Source organism: Pseudomonas protegens (genome assembly GCF_003363755.1).
Taxonomy (GTDB): domain Bacteria; phylum Pseudomonadota; class Gammaproteobacteria; order Pseudomonadales; family Pseudomonadaceae; genus Aquipseudomonas; species Aquipseudomonas danubii.
In genome coordinates this window covers 5,813,158-5,829,420 of record NZ_CP031396.1, presented here as the reverse complement: position 1 = coordinate 5,829,420, position 16,263 = coordinate 5,813,158, and the positions used below count along the sequence as shown (strand labels likewise).

Annotated in this window: 12 protein-coding genes and 2 pseudogenes; 6 read left to right on the top strand and 8 right to left on the bottom strand. The window is 62.6% G+C overall.

Translation table 11 applies throughout. The annotated features are described in order from the left end of the window. The first annotated feature begins 582 nt into the window (after nucleotides 1-582). Both DWF74_RS26525 and DWF74_RS26520 read left to right on the top strand, forming a co-directional pair. On the top strand, nucleotides 583-1,383 hold the full coding sequence (locus DWF74_RS26525; RefSeq protein ID WP_115582003.1) for a helix-turn-helix transcriptional regulator: 801 nt from the start codon (nucleotides 583-585) through the stop codon (nucleotides 1,381-1,383). Nucleotides 1,384-1,441: 58 nt separating this feature from the next. Then, entirely contained in the window at nucleotides 1,442-2,863 is a 1,422-nt protein-coding gene (locus tag DWF74_RS26520) for an efflux transporter outer membrane subunit (protein ID WP_102863599.1), read from the top strand. A gap of 353 nt (nucleotides 2,864-3,216) precedes the next feature. On the opposite strand, the gene aepX is transcribed toward DWF74_RS26520, so the two are convergent. The 7 genes from aepX to DWF74_RS26485 form a co-directional block, all read right to left on the bottom strand. Beyond that, complete coding sequence (gene aepX, locus DWF74_RS26515; protein WP_115582002.1) at nucleotides 3,217-4,107, bottom strand: phosphoenolpyruvate mutase; 891 nt, start codon at nucleotides 4,105-4,107, stop codon at nucleotides 3,217-3,219. 55 nt (nucleotides 4,108-4,162) lie between these two features. After that, nucleotides 4,163-5,548 (bottom strand): class II fumarate hydratase, encoded by a 1,386-nt coding sequence (gene fumC, locus DWF74_RS26510; RefSeq protein WP_102864088.1) that lies wholly within the window; start codon nucleotides 5,546-5,548, stop codon nucleotides 4,163-4,165. An 87-nt stretch (nucleotides 5,549-5,635) separates the two neighbouring features. Beyond that, the gene (locus tag DWF74_RS26505; protein WP_110596831.1) at nucleotides 5,636-6,466 is read right to left on the bottom strand and encodes a hypothetical protein; all 831 of its coding nucleotides are present in this window, start codon (nucleotides 6,464-6,466) and stop codon (nucleotides 5,636-5,638) included. Nucleotides 6,467-6,589: 123 nt separating this feature from the next. After that, nucleotides 6,590-7,819, bottom strand: a complete 1,230-nt coding sequence (locus DWF74_RS26500) for a pyridoxal phosphate-dependent aminotransferase (protein WP_115582001.1) — start codon at nucleotides 7,817-7,819, stop codon at nucleotides 6,590-6,592. 271 nt (nucleotides 7,820-8,090) lie between these two features. Beyond that, nucleotides 8,091-9,326, bottom strand: coding sequence for an MFS transporter (locus DWF74_RS26495; RefSeq protein ID WP_102882424.1), 1,236 nt, complete (start codon nucleotides 9,324-9,326; stop codon nucleotides 8,091-8,093). Between the two features lie 101 nt (nucleotides 9,327-9,427). Further along, on the bottom strand, nucleotides 9,428-10,252 hold the full coding sequence (locus DWF74_RS26490; RefSeq protein ID WP_102863604.1) for a hypothetical protein: 825 nt from the start codon (nucleotides 10,250-10,252) through the stop codon (nucleotides 9,428-9,430). A gap of 2 nt (nucleotides 10,253-10,254) precedes the next feature. Continuing rightward, a complete protein-coding gene (locus DWF74_RS26485; RefSeq protein WP_115582000.1) occupies nucleotides 10,255-11,481 on the bottom strand; it encodes an MFS transporter in 1,227 nt (408 codons plus the stop codon). A 95-nt stretch (nucleotides 11,482-11,576) separates the two neighbouring features. Between DWF74_RS26485 and DWF74_RS26480 the strand changes: the two genes are divergently transcribed. Beyond that, complete coding sequence (locus DWF74_RS26480; protein ID WP_102863606.1) at nucleotides 11,577-12,533, top strand: LysR family transcriptional regulator; 957 nt, start codon at nucleotides 11,577-11,579, stop codon at nucleotides 12,531-12,533. A gap of 227 nt (nucleotides 12,534-12,760) precedes the next feature. Then, nucleotides 12,761-13,663 carry a universal stress protein gene (locus tag DWF74_RS26475; protein WP_115581999.1) on the top strand — a complete coding sequence of 301 codons (903 nt, stop codon included), beginning with the start codon at nucleotides 12,761-12,763 and terminating at the stop codon, nucleotides 13,661-13,663. Between the two features lie 151 nt (nucleotides 13,664-13,814). Here DWF74_RS26475 and DWF74_RS26470 read toward each other — a convergent pair. After that, nucleotides 13,815-13,967: pseudogene (locus tag DWF74_RS26470) on the bottom strand (CrcB family protein); the annotation flags it as partial. A gap of 304 nt (nucleotides 13,968-14,271) precedes the next feature. On the opposite strand from DWF74_RS26470, the gene chrA reads away from it, so the two are divergent. After that, a complete protein-coding gene (gene chrA / locus DWF74_RS26465; RefSeq protein WP_102864089.1) occupies nucleotides 14,272-15,477 on the top strand; it encodes a chromate efflux transporter in 1,206 nt (401 codons plus the stop codon). A 58-nt stretch (nucleotides 15,478-15,535) separates the two neighbouring features. After that, a pseudogene (locus tag DWF74_RS30725) lies at nucleotides 15,536-15,923 on the top strand (tyrosine-type recombinase/integrase); the annotation flags it as partial. Nucleotides 15,924-16,263 lie beyond the last annotated feature (340 nt).

Here is a 16,263-nt window from a genome sequence, read left to right as displayed (position 1 = left end):
ATTGGCGCGACCAGATCGGCCACGGCAAAGGCAGAAAAACGCGTCATAAGATCCTTCTCATGTGATGGGCCCGGGCACCAGCGTCCGCGGATTTAAGCATCGGCCCCACACCCTGTATGTCACCCGAAACCCGGACATTCCCGAGCCCTGTCGGAGCAGGCTCAAGGCCTTGAGAACGGCTATGGCAGGCCGCCAGGCAAGCCCCCGCGCAGGCACCATCAGCGCCGGGACGCTGCTGCGGATCGGCTGAAATAGCTGTAGGACATTGACCACCCGTACATGAGGCTCCTGGCCTCGCCTGCCTTGCCGTCAAGGCCTGATGAGCCTGTGCCGGCAGCGCCTTGCACAACCGCGAGGACGAACGCCAGCGGGGATTGCGCGCCTGTTGCCGGCCCACGGGGACAGCCCGGCAGCGCTCTGATGCGGCCTGCCTGTCCCGGTTTACCCCTACAGACGCGAAGTAAATTCTTAGGCTTAAATCAGATTTTTCCGACCAAATCAGGTGCATGAACACTGTGCCGCGGGACACCGTGGCGACCGCGTTTCGATCAGCGATTTGTCTCGATCAAGGATGATAAGGATATGGGTCTGACCAGCAGTATCGCCAACATGGAAACTCCACCCTTCTACTTCGAACTGGGGCAGTTGATCTCCAGTACCGGCCATTGCGGATTCGCCAGGAACATGCTGCAACTGGTGGACAAGCTGGTGCCGGTCAGCCAACTGCTGCTCAGTGAGTGGACCCTCGACGAACGCCAGGCCAGCTCCCTGGCAATCACCTTGCTGGGGCGGGCCGGGCTGCAGGAGGACCTGCCTCTGCCGGAGCCCCCGCGACGCCATGATCCGCTGCTGCACAAGATGCTGGAAATGGACGACTCGCTGCTGATTCAGGTGAATGCCCAGGCCCAGGGCGGAACATCGCGCCACACCCCGCACCAATGCCATCTGGTCTCGCGCAAAGCCAACCGCCGCTGTGTCATCGCCCTCTACCGCGAACCCTCTCAGGGCGGTTTTTCCCTGGCCGAACTGTCCTTTCTCAAGAGCCTGTCGGCGACCCTGCTGCCGCTGTTGGAGCGCCATGCCCAACTGCACCGGCAACAGGCCCTGAAGAACCTGCGCAGTTGGAGCAGCCGCCCGGTGGATGCGCGTCAGCAGACGCCCCTGCAACGGGAGTTCGACGAGCGCCTGTCCCTGGGGGACATCAGCCTTTCGGCCCGGGAAAAAGAAGTCTGCCTGGGGCTGTTGACCGGAGGCACGGTGCCGGAAATGGCCCAGCGCCTGAGCGTCAAGAACAGCTCCATCGAAACCTACCTCAAGCGTGCCGCCGCCAAGCTCGGGGTCAGTGGCCGCCACGGCCTGGCCAAGTGGATGGTCGGCGCCTGAGGCGCGGTTGCTGCGCCCCTGTCGTCCACCCTCAGGCGGTCCTTGTCACGAGGCTGATATGCGTACCTCCCCTTCGATTCTGGCGGCCCTGGCCCTGGCCCTTGGCGGCTGCTCGCTGATCCCGGACTACCAGCGCCCAGCGCCGCCGGTTGCTGCCCATTACCCTCAAGGCCTGGCCTACGCCTCGGCCGCCGGCACCGCGGGAGCCGACTGGTCCGGCCTGTTCCAGGACCCCTTGCTGCAACGGTTGATCCACAGTGCCCTGGACAACAACCGCGACCTGCGGGTGGCGGCGCTGAACGTCGCGGCCTATCAGGCCCAGTACCGCATCCAGCGCGCCGACCTGCTGCCGGCGGTGGCGGCCAGTGTCAACGGCAAGCGCCAGCGGCTGCCCGAGCAGATGACCGGCGGCAAGGCGCTGATCAATTCCAGCTATGGGGCGAACCTGGGCATCAGCGCCTACGAGCTGGATTTCTTCGGCCGCATCCGCAGCCTCAGCCAACAGGCGTTGATGACCTACCTGGCCAGCGAGCAAGCCCGGCGCAGCGCGCAGTTGAGCCTGGTGGCCAATGTCGCCAGTGCCTACCTGACCTGGTGCGCCGACCAGGAACTGCTGGAACTGACCCGCAAGACCCTGGCCGCGGATGAGCAGAGCCTGCGTTTGACCACCCGCAACGGCCATGCCGGGAAGATCTCGGCCCTGGACGTGGCCCAGGCCCGCACCCGCGTCGACAGCGCCCGGGCCAACCTGGCCCGCTACCAGCGCCAGGTGGCCCAGGACCTGAACAACCTGACCCTGTTGGTGGGGGCGCCCCTCCCCGCCGACCTGCCCCAGCGCAGGCTGGCCGAAGGCATGCTGGCCCAGGTGCCCGCGGGCCTGCCTTCGAGCCTGTTGCAGCGGCGCCCGGACATTCTCCAGGCCGAGTACCAACTGCAGGCCGCCAACGCCAACATCGGCGCGGCACGAGCGGCGTTCTTCCCCAGCGTCAGCCTGACTGCCAATGCCGGCAGCTCCAGCAAGGAGCTTTCCGGGCTGTTCAAGGGAGGGGCTGGCGGCTGGACCTTTCAACCGCAGATCAACCTGCCGATCTTCAATGCCGGCAGCCTGCGCGCCAGCCTGGACTACGCCCGGCTGCAGAAGGACATCAGCGTCGCCCAGTATGAGAAGTCGATTCAGACCGCCTTCCAGGAAGTGGCCGACGGCCTGGCCGCTCGCCAGACCTATCAGCAGCAATTGATGGCCCAGGGCAATCTGGTGCAGGCCAGCCAGGACTACTACAACCTGGCCGAGCATCGCTATCGCATCGGCGTGGACAGCAACCTGGTGTTCCTCGATGCCCAACGCTCGCTGTTCAGCGCCCAGCAGGGCCTGATCAACGACCACCTGGCGCAGCTGCTGGCCGAGGTCGACCTGTACCGGGCCCTGGGGGGCGCCTGGAGTGAAGCACCGAGCCTGGCCGGCACCCAGGCACAACCCTGACGCGGCCCTCGGCTTGAGGTCCGAATTGAGGTTCTAGGTTGGAGGGGGAAGTAGCGGCTAGCGGGGGATGTTGAACGCATCGAACCTGAAGTGCCGACCCGGCCAGCCAAGGGCAGTAGGCAGAACACGGACCGGGCAGGCAGGTATTGCGATGTTGCAGCCCGCCCTGACCAGAAACCACCACTGGGCATGGTGCCTGTGGTGGCTGGCCGGGCGAACGGGGCAATTCTAAGCAGCGGTCCTGGCAACGTATGTAAGAAAATTCTTATTCCTGCATATCCTCGGTCGCGCAATCGACGGTGATAAAACCAGAATCGTCCAAGAATGCTCGGGACCGCCGCGGTCGCCCGCGGTTAACGGGTGCCCGGCACCAGATCAAGGATCTCCTCGATGCCCAGGCAACGGGGTTCCACCTCCAGGGTCCGGCCATGTTCAAGAATGCCCACCGCCACATCACGCATGGCCATGTAGGCACTGCGCAGCATGTGGTTGGCGTAGATCACCGCGTTGAAGCCGGCTCCTTCCAGCTCGTCGAAACTCAAGTGGGCATAGCTGGTGGGTACGCAGATCAGCGGCACCCGCGGGCATTGGCGACGGAACTGCCGGGCGAATTCGAGAATCTCCAGGCCGTCCTTTTTCCGACTGTGGATCATGATCCCGTCGGCGCCGGCGGCGACATAGGCCAGGCAGCGCTCGATGGCGTCGTCCATGCCCTTGTCGAGGATCAGGCTTTCACAGCGGGCGATGATCAGCAGGTCCTCGTGGCTGCGACTGCTGCAGCCGACGCGGATCTTGTCGCAGAACTCCTCGATGGAGTCCTGAAGCTGGCTCACGGCGTTGCCGAACAGGGAGTTCTTCTTCAGCCCGCACTTGTCCTCGATGACCACCGCCGAGACCCCGGCCCGGTCCAGCATCTTCACGTGGATGGCGAAGTGCTCGGCCTTGCCCCCGGTGTCGCCGTCGAAAATCATCGGCAGCGAACAGACATCGAAGATCTCGCGAATGCCGTGCAGGCGGTTGCTGGGCGAGAGGATCTCGATGTCCGGCAGGCCCTTGTGGGTCGAGTCGGTCAGGGAACTGGACCAGATGGCGTCGTAACTCAGGCTGGGCCCGGGCCCGCGCTCCAGCCTGGATTGTTCGGCCAGCAGCGCCGAGATCGGGCTGTGGGCTTCAAGGACCCGCAGACAGCGCTTGCGGCGCAGCAACTGGCTGAGGTTGGTTCGGCGAATATCAGCGTCCTGCATGGGATTCACGCGCCTCTTGTGAGTAGGAACAGCGGGTTGGCTGCGGGGCCTGGGCTCAGGGATGGGTCATGTCCAGGGCCACCACATAGCGGTCGAAATCCGCGGCCGAAACGTAGCCAAGCTGTTGCGCCACCTCCCGCAGGGACTTGCCCTCCTGGTGGGCGGTCTTGGCGATGATGGCCGCCTTGTCGTAGCCGATGTGCCGGTTGAGGGCGGTCACCAGCATCAGGTTCTTCTCGATGTTGGCCTCGATCCGCGCTCGGTTGGGCTCGATGCCCACTGCGCAATGGTCGTTGAAGGCGCGGCAGGATTCGGCCAGCAAGGTGATGCTTTCCAGCACGTTGTGCACCATCACCGGCTTGTAGACGTTGAGCTGGAAATTGCCCTGGCTGCCGGCGAAGGCCACGCTGGCGTCGTTGCCGAAGACCTGGGCACAGACCATGGTCAGCGCCTCGCACTGGGTCGGGTTGACCTTGCCCGGCATGATCGAAGAGCCCGGCTCGTTCTCGGGGATGTCGATCTCGCCGATGCCGCAGCGCGGGCCGCTGGCCAGCCAGCGCACGTCGTTGGCGATCTTCATCAGGGCCATGGCCAGGGTGCGGATCGCCGCCGAGGTGTTGATCAGCGCGTCATGGGCCGACAGGGCGAAGAACTTGTTGGCGCAGGACTTGAACGGGTAGCCGGTGAGCTCGGCGATGATTCGCGCGCACTCGTCGCCGAACTGCGGGTGAGAGTTGAGCCCGGTGCCCACCGCCGTGCCGCCGATGGCCAGGTCGTAGAGGCCGCCAAGGTTGAGTTCGATGGCCCCCAGGGCGTAGTCGATCTGTTCGACCCAGCCGCCGATTTCCTGGCCGAGGGTGATCGGGGTGGCGTCCTGCAGGTGGGTCCGGCCGACCTTGACCACATCGCGATACTGCTGGGATTTCTCGAACAGGGTGTCTCGCAGAGTCGCCACCCCGGGCAGCAGGGTCTCGAAGATTTCCGTCACCACCACCATGTACATGGCCGTGGGAAAGGTGTCGTTGGACGACTGCCCACGGTTGACGTGATCGTTGGGGTGGATGGGCTTCTTGCTGCCCAGCTCGCCGCCGAGCATCTCGATGGCCCGGTTGGCGATCACTTCGTTGGCGTTCATGTTGGACTGGGTGCCGGAGCCGGTCTGGAACACCACCAGCGGGAAGTGATCATCCAACTGCCCACTGATGACTTCGTCCGCCGCCTTGACGATGGGCAGCGCGATGGCCTCGGGCAGTTCGCCAAGCTTGAGGTTGGCCAGGGCCGCGGCCTTTTTCAGGATGCCCATGGCACGGATCATCGGCGCGCCCCACTGGAAGCGCGAACGGCCGATGGGGAAGTTGAGGATCGAGCGCTCGGTCTGGGCGCCCCAGTACTTGTTGGACGGTACGGAAATGGAACCCATCGAGTCGGATTCAAGACGCATGTTCATGGTTCTCCAGTCTTTGCTATGCAGCACAGTCAGTCATGGGAGGCCGGGCCGTCGCCGCGCCCGGCATGGTTTGCAGGGGCCCTACGCCTTGAGCACGGAGGCCATTTTTTCCAGGTGCGCGCAGGCCCGCACCACGTACTCGTCGGACAGCGCGGCGATGCGCCGGTAGTTGATCTGCTGGCCGGTGGCCTGGGTGTAGAGCTTCAGGGCGTCGGTGGCGTGGCGGAAATGCCGGGCCTCGACGGCGCCGCAATGAACGCTGAGGAAACCGGCGATGCGGTTGGCCTCCCCCGCCGGATAACCGCAGGACTCGCGCAGCCAGTTCTTCCACAGCGGCGTCATCAGGTTGTATTCGCCGGTGTTGAACAGCTCGGTCAGGGCCATCATCTCCAGGGCTTCCACCAGGTTCGGCGCCAGGGGGCGCTTCTCCCCGACCCAGGTGGAGAACTCCTTGGTGATGGGGTTCAGGTACTTGTCCTGCAGGCGCCAGTTGTCGGAACCGCAGATGGCCGAGGCCATGCGGTGGTACAGCTTGGAATGGTGGGGATGGCCGTGCATTTCGCCGAGGCCGACGTCTTCGACGATGATCTCGCCGCAATGCCGGGCGGCCTCCAGCAGCTTGAGCTTGTTGTCGTCGCCGGGCAGGTCCGCGGACTCCTGCAACAGCCGCACGATGATGCTGGACACCGCGTGGGCCGCACCATCAGGGCTGCGCCAGCCGCAGAAAAAGGTGCACAGCGAATCCTCGGACCAGCGGCTGGATGTCATGCGCTGGTAGGTCTGGCAGTAGCCGTCCAGCTTGTCGGGATGGTTTTCAAAGCCGGTCAGCAGGGCCTCCACCAGATTCCGGTCTTCGACATCCACCAGGGCCTGGTGCACGTAGCCGATGAACGCTTTGCGGGAACTCTCCATGTTTCTCTCCTGTATTTATTGTTCACTTCACGGACAGCAAGACGAGCGACGCCACCCGGGCCACCACAGGTGGCGCGGGAACAGCGGTGATGACGGTGCAACGGCGGGCGACTTGAAGCGCCTTCAGTCCATGACGATGGCCGACATGAACTGGTTGAAGCGGCCCAGCCCCTCGATCAACTCCTGGTACTCGACGGCGTAGGAAATCCGGATGCAATGCGGGTCGCCACACCCCGAGCCCGGGACCACGGCGATATGCGCCTCGGTCAGCAGCAGGTCGGCCAGGTGCTCGACATCCCGCACCTGCTCGCCGCGGTAGTAGCCCCCCAGGCGGGAGGAGACGTCCAGGTAGAGATAGAAGGCCCCTTCCGGTGGTGCGTAGCGGATGCCTTCCAGGCGATCCAGGTAGGTGCGGGCAGCGTGCAGCTGCCGTTGCAGGAACGGATTGACCTGGTCGGCGAACTGCGATGAATCGGCGTTCAGGGTGTTGAGCGCGGCGTATTGGGACAGGCTGCTGGGGTTGGAGGTGGTGTGGCCCTGGAGGTTGTGCATGGCCGCGATCACCGGCGCCGGGGCGCAGGCGTAGCCGATCCGCCAGCCGGTCACTGCCTGGCTCTTGGAAAAGGAGTCGATCAGCACGGTTTGCGGCTTCAGCGCCGGGAACAGCGAGAGGATGTTGTGATGCTCATGGGGCTCGCGCACCAGGCCGCGATAGCACTCGTCGAACATCACCCAGAGCCCCTGGTTGAAGGCCAACTGAGCGATCGCCAGCAGTTGCTGGCGTTGATAGACGGTGCCCGTGGGGTTGTTGGGGGTGTTGATGACGATCATCCGGGTGCGCTCGCTCAGCGCGCCCTGCACCGCCTCAAGGGTCAGCCGGTAGTCGTCGCCCCGGGTCTCGACCAACACGGGCGTGGCGCCCGCCAGGCGGATCTGGGTGGGAAAGGTTTCCCAGTACGGGGTCGGCACGATCACCTCGTCACCGGGGTTGAGCAGCACCATGCAGGCGTTGTACAGGGCCTGCTTGGCCCCGGCAGTCACGGCCACCTCATGGGCCGCAAAAGTCACGCCGGTGCGCTGGCTGACCTGCTGGGCGAGCTTTTCCCGCAGGGCCGGCAGGCCAATGGGCGGGGTGTAGCGATTGCGCGCGTTTTCGATGGCGTCGATGGCCCCGGTGCGCATGTCCTGGCAGGCGTCGAAGGACAATTCGCCGGCGGCGAAGTTGATCACCTTGACCCCGCTTTCCTTCAGGGCGTTGGCTTTGCTGCGCATGCTGGACGTACCGGGGGCACTGAGGCCCAGGGCACGCTTGGACAAGGAAAATCGGCTTGCAGTGGCTTCGCTGTTATTCATGTTCTTACCTGCGAAAACGATCTGGAAACAAGGCGCCCCGAATACCGGAAACACCCTGCGCAGCCAACCTGGATGGGGGCTCCAGCCAGGTCTTCTTACATTCTGATGACAGTCAGAATGTCCGGCCAATACCGTTTGCGTCGTGATTGATACTGCAAAAGTAAGAAATATCTGATGCCCGCGAGGCCCCTGCCGCGAGCCCGGGCGCAGAACGCATCAGGCCCGGGCAGAACAGCCCCGGGCCTAATGATTCAAGGGTCGACAGCAAGCATCAGCCAGGGCTGGACAATGCCCGGGCATCGGCGTCCAGGCCGCGCTGCACGTACCAGGACAGCGGCAGCGTCAGCAGCAGCGTGGCGGCCAGGGCCATCACCGCCAGGGGTATCCCGGTAACGTCCCCCAGGCTGCCGAACAGCACCGGGGCCAGCGCCCCGCCACCGATGGTGCCGGTATAGAACAACGAGAACGCATGCTCGCGTTTGCCGGCCCCCGCCAGGTCCGGCACCGCGCCGTACAGCACCGAGGAGGTGCCGTTCAGCGCCAGGCCCAGCAGGGGCAACATCAGCATCAGGCCGTTGTAGGGCAGAAACACCGCCAGCACGATCAGGCTGGCGGTGGTGAATTCGGTGATCCACACCGTCTTCATCATGCCGATGCGCGCCCCCAGGTAACCGCACAGCAACTTGCCGAAGGCGCCACCGACAAACAACAGGGTCAGGGCCAGGCCGATGCCGGCGGTGCCGGCGCCCTTGGCCTTGAGCAAAAACGGCAGGAAGGTCAAGAAGCCCATGCGCACTGCACTGTCCAGGGTGCCGGTGAGGATCAACGCACGCATTCCGCTGGCCGAGCCTTGGCCCTTGACCGCCTTGGGCGCCTTCTCGCTCATGGCCGCGGTGACGGCCCGGGAGGGAATCAGCCACCACAGCAACAGCGCGGCGGCCAGCCCCAGGAGGCCGATCAGGGTGACACTGGCGCGCCAGCTGATCACCGTCAGCAACAGGCCCACCAGGCCGGGGATCAGGGTCTTGCCGATGTCCCCGGCAAAGTTGTACTGGGACAGGGCCTCCTTGACCCCGCCTCCGGCTTCGTGGGTGTCGGTGATCAAGGAAGACGCCAGCGGATGCTGGGTACTGGCCCCCAGGCCGCCCAGCAGCAGGGCCAGGAGCAACACGCTCAAGCCCCCGGCCTGCCCCGCCAGCAGGTAGGCCAGCCCGGCCAGCGCCGTGCCGCCCACCAGCAGGCGCTCGCGGCCCCAGCGCTTGGCAGCACGGCTGGCCAGCAGTTGGAACCCGGCCATCATCCCGGAATAGGCCCCGCGCAACAGGCCGATCTGGGCATAGCTCAGGGCGAACTGCGCCTGCCAGATCGGCAGCAGCACGTAGATCACATCGGTGAGACCGTCGTGTACCGCATGAGCACTGCAACCGGCCACCAGGGAGCGGCGGCGTACCGAAGTGTCGGTGGCCGGCATGGCCTCCAGGGAGGCGCTGTGTTTCAGGTCATTCATCTTGGGGGCGGGCTGCGAGGTCGAAGGGATAGGAATCAGTCACAGGATAGGCAAGCCTGGGCCAGCCACAAGCCCCGTTGCCAGGGCCGGGCCGCACGCCATCAGCGCAACAACTGGCTGCAGTCGCGCATCACCCGGGCCTTGCGCTGCAGGTATTCGCAGAAGATTTCCCGCGCCACCTGGGGGTCGACACGCACCTGCATGGCATCGACGAATTCCTCGACCGCCGCCACCGCATGGGCGAAGTGGTTGCTCTCGGTGCCGCCGGTGTGCACCGTGACCCAGGCCACGGTGGTCCGGGCCTTTTCCGCCGGCACGCCCATGTCGCGCACGAACCATTGCTTGTACAGCGGGTGGATGAACTCCACTTCACCGTGGGTATAGACCTCATGGATCAGGGTGGTCAGCAGGCCCTGGAGCAGATCGCGATCGCGCAGACGGCGGAAGTCGGTCCAGTCCTTGAAGCCTTGCGCCGAGGGCAGGCAGTTTTCCTTGAGCAGCCACTGATCGTCGCCGCAGATGGGCGTTGCCATGTTGTAGAACAGGTCCGAATGCAGGGTGTTGCCCAGAGCGCCCAGGTCTTCATCGGTGATGCGCTGCAGGCTGCCGCAGGCACGATAGAGGCCGTCGGCGGCTGCCGAGCCCTGCCCCGAACGGGCCAGCAAGGTGATGCGGTTGGCCAGGCCGGAAACGCTGGTGGCGGAATTGTTGGTCTTCGACCAGCTGGCAAAGAACTTGCGCAGCACGGCTGGCGCGTGGCGGCGCGAGGTGAGCTTCTCGAAGGCATGCTCGATGTCCACCAGGGCGCTCTCTTCGCTCCAGAACGCCTCGAACAGCGCATGCTTCAAGACACTGGCCGGCATGTCGTTCAACACAGGTTCGACAATCTTCAACAACTGGCTCTGCCGGGTCAGTACGTTATTCATGGTCACCTCACGTATTCCTTGTTGGATGATGCATCTAGGGGGTTCACCGGCCTGGGATCGGCGACCGGTGCTTCGGGTTCGAGGGGCTTCCAGCCGCCCCAGGCAATCAGCAGCGACAGCAGTTGGAAAACCACGATCAGCGCCACACAGCCCTGCCAGCCCCAATGGCTCCAGAGCAGTGCCGGGACCACAGCGCCGAAACTGCCGCCCAAGTAGTAGAACGTCAGGTACAGCCCCACCGCCCCGGCCTTGTTGTGGCGGGCGGTGGCGGTGGTGAAGGAGTTGGCGGCGGCCTGCGCCATGAACACCCCGGTGGAACTCAAGGCCAGGCCCAGCACGATCAGCCACAGCGAAGGCAGCAGGGTCAGGGCCGAGCCGCCGACCCCGAGCAGGGCCGCGACCTTGAGCAACTCGGCCTGGGGCCGGGACTTGCTCAGGCGGCCGGCGATGGGAATCACCACCAGTGCCAGCAGGAATACGCTGTAGATGGCCCCCAGGGCCGCGGCGCCCAGGTCGAAGGGCGGCAGGCTGAGGTAGAGCCCGGCGTAAGTGAAGGTGGCCACCTGGGAGAACAGCACGCACAAGCCCACGCCATAGGCCGCCAGCAAGGGCCGGCTGCACAGCTCGCGCAGATCCCGCATGCGGTTCTGTGCACGGCTGCTGACCACGGGCGCATTGGCCGGCAGCAGGAAATGGATGGCCACGCCGATCAGCAGACTCAGGCCGGCCAATAGCGCGAAGGCCTCGCGCCAGCCGACGTACTCGGTCATGAAGCCGGTGACGAAACGTCCGGCGAAACCGCCCAGCACGGTGCCGGCCACGTAGAGACTGGTGACTTCGGTGACGGTGCCGCCGCTCCAGCGATCGCCGATGTAGGCCACGCTGGTGGCGAACACCACCGGGATCAGCATGCCTTCGATAAAACGCCAGAACAGCAACTGGGCAAAGCTGCCGGCACAGGCTGCCAGCAGCGCCGGCAGCGCCAACAGCAGGGACGCCAGGACCATCACCGAGCGCTGCTGGAAACGGCCGGTGAAACGGCTGACAAAAGGTGCGGTGATGGCCACCGCCAGGGTGGTCACGGTGATGCTCCAGCCCGCGTCCCTGATACTCACCTGAAAGCTCTGGGCGAGCTCCTGAAGAATGCCCTGGGTTGCATACAGGTTGAGAAAGGCCGCACAACCGCACAAAAACAGGGCGATGCGAGCACAATGCTGGCGCGGATTCATGAAACCTCTCGTTTTATGACGAAAGGCCTTTATAAAATACCCCGCGACCCCAAGACCAATACCGATTTACGACCGATCAATACCCAGGGAACAGGATGCTCGATCTACGCAAGTTGCGTTACTTTCTGACCGTCGCCGAGGAGCTGCACTTTGGCCGTGCCGCCCTGCGCCTGCACCTCGCGCAACCGCCGCTGACCCGGCAGATTTCGGCACTGGAAGCCGAACTGGGGTTTCGCCTGTTCGACCGCACCAGTCGCACCGTCTCCCTCACCGCCCAGGGCCGGCACTTTTTGCCTTACGCCCGGGCCGTGCTGGAACAGGTGGACCTGACCCAGGTCATGGCCAGCAAGCTGGCCAAGGGCAGCGCCGGGCAACTGGCCCTGGGCTACGCCAGCTCGATCGCCCTGTCGGACCTGTTCAGCCAGGCGATCCAGGCCTTCGCCCAGCGCTACCCGGACGTGCAACTGACCCTAGTCGAGGGCGCGTCGGTCAGCCAGTGGTCACAGATCGTCGACGGGCGAATCGATATCGGCATGAGCCGGATGCAGCCACCCAGCGAGCAGAGCGAAATCCAGGCCCTGTCCCTGGGGGACGAACCCCTGGTGGCGGCCATCTCCAGCGACAGCCCCCTGGCCGCCCAGGATCAGGTGACCCTGGCCGAGCTCAGCGAACACCCGTTGATCCTGTTTCCGGCGGACTACGGCTCGGGGCTCAACGAGGCGATCGAACAACTCTACCGGCGCAACGGCCTGCCCCTGCGACCGGGCCCCAGCGGCCGGCAGATCACCTCGATCATCGCCCTGGTCGCCGCCGGCCGGGGCATTGCCCTGGTGCCTCGCTGTACCCAGACCCTGGCCAAAAAAGGCGTGACCTACCGACCGCTGACGGACCCCGGCGCCACGGCGCAACTGCTGGTACTGACCCGCAAGCAAGGGCGCAGCCAACTGGTGGACGCCTTCATGGGGGTGCTCGACGAATTGCTCCAGGCACAACCGCAATCTGTGGGCGCTAGCGGCATGCCACCCGGGCCTCTGCCCCACCTCCAACGATGAGCAGATCGTTGCCATTGACGTCGCTGCCCACCAACTCTCTGCTGTAGGCATGCACGTGCAAAGGTCTGCTAGACACTTCGACAGTCTTGGCAACTGGCCAGCCGCTGATGCAGGCGTATATTGATAGTGTCGATCCAGGTAGTTGAGGCGATAAAAGGTCGCCAATGGTGGGACAAGCGAGAGTGCTGGGGGCGCTAGCGGATAACCCGAAACGCTGGAGGTGTCACATGAGGCAATATCAACGACTCTTTCTGATCGCAGGTCCCACCATGCGTCACTCGCCGGCGATGGAGCGGGCAATCGCCCTGGCCGACGCTACGGGCGCCGCGCTGCATATCGCAGTGTTCATCGAAGACTTCGACCTTATGCGGTTATTGAGCAACAGCGAACAACTTCGTGAGAGTTGCCGGCAGGAGAACCTGCAGTGGTTGACGGATGAGGCCGAACTCATGCGCAGGCAGGGCATCAACGTGACCACCGAAGTTGCAGTGACCCGTGACCCGCTGCAAGCAATCCTTGAGCATGTGGCTGAAATGCAGCCGGACCTGATTATCAAGGACGTACATCATGAATCAGCGCTCAAACGCGTATTCGTCACACCTTTGGATTGGCAGTTGCTGCGTCAATGTCCGACCCCCTTACATCTGGTCAGTGAAGTCAGGTGTCCGCTTCCTCGGATGATTGTGGCGGCGGTTGATCCATCGCATCCAGAGGGTCAGATCAGCGGAATCAACGACAGCATCATTCAGGCGGCGAACGAACTGGCGACGCAATGTGAGGCTGAATTGCACATGCTGTATGCCTATGAACTGACACACACACATTTCTCTGATGCGGGTGCCGGCGCCGTGACGATGCCAGGCTTCGGCGACGACGTGCGCCGGTCACTTGAAAAGTGCTTCATTGCCTTGGCGGAACGCCATGGCGTGCCACCTGAGCGGCAACACTTCATTGCAGGGCCGCCAACCAAAGCGATGGCCGAATTTGCCACTCATACTCGAGCAGATGTCTTCGTAATGGGAAATACCCATCACAAAGGGGTGGACAAGCTTATTGGCAGTACTACCGAGCATGTTCTGCATCAGGTGCCGTGCAGCGTTCTGGCCATCACGGGAGAAGCGGATCAATGAACGGAAAAACCGCCACTATCGCAGCCGGCTGTTAGTGCTGATGTGGTTTTTGACCCAAGCTGCGGACTTGCGCTGCCCCTTGGGGGGTCTGTGATAACGACGCTTCTGTGGGGTAAAGAAAATCACCAGAAAACCTTCCATTTTCATTTCCTCAGCGCGTACCGATCATTTGCGAGGACAGAAGTCCTGCGGCGTGCAATGAAGCCGAGCCGAGTGAACACAGCCATTTGCCCTCCTGAATCAGGGCAGCTGTCTCGGTGGAAAATGTGGAAAAGGTGGTCAGTCCGCCACAGAAGCCCGTGATGAAAGGAGGAATACCCTCTCCTGTTTTCATGCCATGGCAGCCACTGTCAGACTTTCAAGGTACAACGAGTTCGTATGAACTGGCTTAGTGAGTTTTGACACCTCAATCGAACGCTATGGTGGCGCCCAGATTCGAGGTGTATCTCTACCGAGCCCTGGTCTACGCGGCGCAAATCGCAAGGAAAAACCACGACATGAAGATTCACGACCTTTTTTCCGCCCCCAGCTTTCGTAGACGCAGACCCGTTTGCAGCCCTCTTTTCCTCATCGTCATGAATGTCTAATTCAATGCAGAAAACATGTGCATGAACATAAACAGCAAAGGTGACCGTCGACCGTTTTTCATATTCCTCATCTTTTTGCGCTTGGGACTGACCTCATTTGGCGGCCCCATCGCACACTTGGGGTATTTCCGCGATGAGTTCGTCACGCGCCGGCAATGGCTGACTGAGCGTAGCTATGCTGACCTGGTCGCACTTTGCCAGTTCTTGCCAGGCCCCGCGAGTAGTCAGGTTGGCATGGCGCTGGGACTCTCTCGTTCGGGCTACTCTGGGGCGCTGGCCGCCTGGGCAGGTTTCACGCTGCCCTCGGCCATCCTTCTGATCCTGTTTGCGTTAGGTATTTCCAATCATGGCGACATCATCGCGCCTGGCGTACTGCACGGCCTGAAAGTCGTGGCCGTTGCGGTGGTCGCTCAAGCCGTATGGGGAATGGCACGGAATCTATGCCCTGATGCGTTGCGTATCACGATCATGGCGATTACGACGTGTGTGGTGCTGTTGGTTCCGTCTGCATGGGGGCAGATCGGCTCAATTGTTGTCGCGGCTTTTGCCGGCTTGCTTTTATTCAAACCCGCTCACGCCGCCGAACATGATCCACTGCCTATAAAGGTCGGTTACCGAGCAGGTTTGTTCTGGTTATCACTGTTCTTCGCTTTGCTGGTCGGCTTACCGATAATGAGCCAGATGCTACTCAATCAGACGCTCTCCATGGTAGATGCGTTTTATCGCTCCGGGTCTCTGGTGTTTGGTGGTGGTCATGTGGTGTTGCCATTGTTGCAGGCCGAAGTAGTGCCTTCAGGCTGGGTCAGCAATGAAACCTTTCTTGCCGGGTATGGTGCAACGCAGGCTGTTCCTGGGCCGCTTTTGACCTTCTCGGCATTTCTAGGCGCTTCGATGAGCGTCGAACCCTCTGGCTGGGTCGGCGGGGTCATTTGTTTGCTAGCCATTTTTCTGCCGTCGTTTCTATTGATCGTTGGTACGTTACCGTTTTGGGAACAACTGCGGCGCAGCGTACATATCCAAGCAGCGTTGCTTGGGATCAATGCGGCGGTGGTTGGTTTGCTTCTAGCGGCGCTTTATCAGCCTGTGTGGACGAGCGCGATCCTTAAGCCACAGGACTTCGGTTTGGCATTGGTGTGCCTGGTCGCTCTGATGTTTTGGAAGCAACCGCCCTGGTTGGTGGTGATCGGTGGTGGTGTAGCCGGATGGTTGCTGAGTGCCATGCTTTGACAGTCTTTCAAACTCCGTAGGGCGTTCTCGTCCAGTTGGAATGCCCTTCTATAGCGTCCTTGCCATGGGCGGAGAGTTGGCCAGGTCGGTAATCGAGAAGCCGCGGGGAAAGCAACCGCTCTACGCGTTCCCGCTTGGCAAGCCTGATAGCGTGGGGAATGAAACGACGTTCCACCACATGAATGACTCAGCCTGGAAGCAGGCCAGGGTCAGGGCGGCGAGAAAGTGGCAGGAGAAGTTCCTGCGGCCGACGCATGATGGCTTTGTCAGAATCCGCATTCGCGACACCTTGGGGGGAAGGCTACGTGCCGCGGGCGTGACTTAGGAGGATCGAAAAGCACTGCTCGGCAGCAGAACTGGATCAGCTCATTGAGGCGGCAAACAACGTATCAGCAACTGACTCGCATACACCAGCGCTGACGATTTTGAAAAGGAGGGAGGCCTGAAGAAAATGGCCAGGGTCACTTGGAAAGTCACTATGGCAGAAACAACAAAACCGCTCGAAAGCGGCTAAGTCATTGAAAAATATGGTCGGGACGGAGTGATTCGAACACTCGACCCCTAGCACCCCATGCTTGGGCCTATAGATCAATAACTCATTGTTTTAAAAGAAAAAACCGCTAAACAACTGCTGACAAAAAACCATCATTTCTGTGCTTATGCAAACGAAAATACGCGGGCTCCAGCGTAGGTTTTGCGCACACCATCTACGGCGTTCTGCCGACCGTACACCACCCCTACCCCCTACAGTTCGTCGGCGCAAATCGCGCCCCGCTCAAGCCTATA

Coding starts and splice junctions, on each gene's coding strand:
- DWF74_RS26505 (WP_110596831.1), bottom strand. CDS start 6,466: ATGGAGAGTTCCCGCAAAGCGTTCATCGGCTACGTGCACCAGGCCCTG.
- chrA (WP_102864089.1), top strand. CDS start 14,272: ATGAACATAAACAGCAAAGGTGACCGTCGACCGTTTTTCATATTCCTC.
- fumC (WP_102864088.1), bottom strand. CDS start 5,548: ATGCGTCTTGAATCCGACTCGATGGGTTCCATTTCCGTACCGTCCAAC.
- aepX (WP_115582002.1), bottom strand. CDS start 4,107: ATGCAGGACGCTGATATTCGCCGAACCAACCTCAGCCAGTTGCTGCGC.
- DWF74_RS26480 (WP_102863606.1), top strand. CDS start 11,577: ATGCTCGATCTACGCAAGTTGCGTTACTTTCTGACCGTCGCCGAGGAG.
- DWF74_RS26500 (WP_115582001.1), bottom strand. CDS start 7,819: ATGAATAACAGCGAAGCCACTGCAAGCCGATTTTCCTTGTCCAAGCGT.
- DWF74_RS26475 (WP_115581999.1), top strand. CDS start 12,761: ATGAGGCAATATCAACGACTCTTTCTGATCGCAGGTCCCACCATGCGT.
- DWF74_RS26520 (WP_102863599.1), top strand. CDS start 1,442: ATGCGTACCTCCCCTTCGATTCTGGCGGCCCTGGCCCTGGCCCTTGGC.
- DWF74_RS26525 (WP_115582003.1), top strand. CDS start 583: ATGGGTCTGACCAGCAGTATCGCCAACATGGAAACTCCACCCTTCTAC.
- DWF74_RS26485 (WP_115582000.1), bottom strand. CDS start 11,481: ATGAATCCGCGCCAGCATTGTGCTCGCATCGCCCTGTTTTTGTGCGGT.
- DWF74_RS26495 (WP_102882424.1), bottom strand. CDS start 9,326: ATGAATGACCTGAAACACAGCGCCTCCCTGGAGGCCATGCCGGCCACC.
- DWF74_RS26490 (WP_102863604.1), bottom strand. CDS start 10,252: ATGAATAACGTACTGACCCGGCAGAGCCAGTTGTTGAAGATTGTCGAA.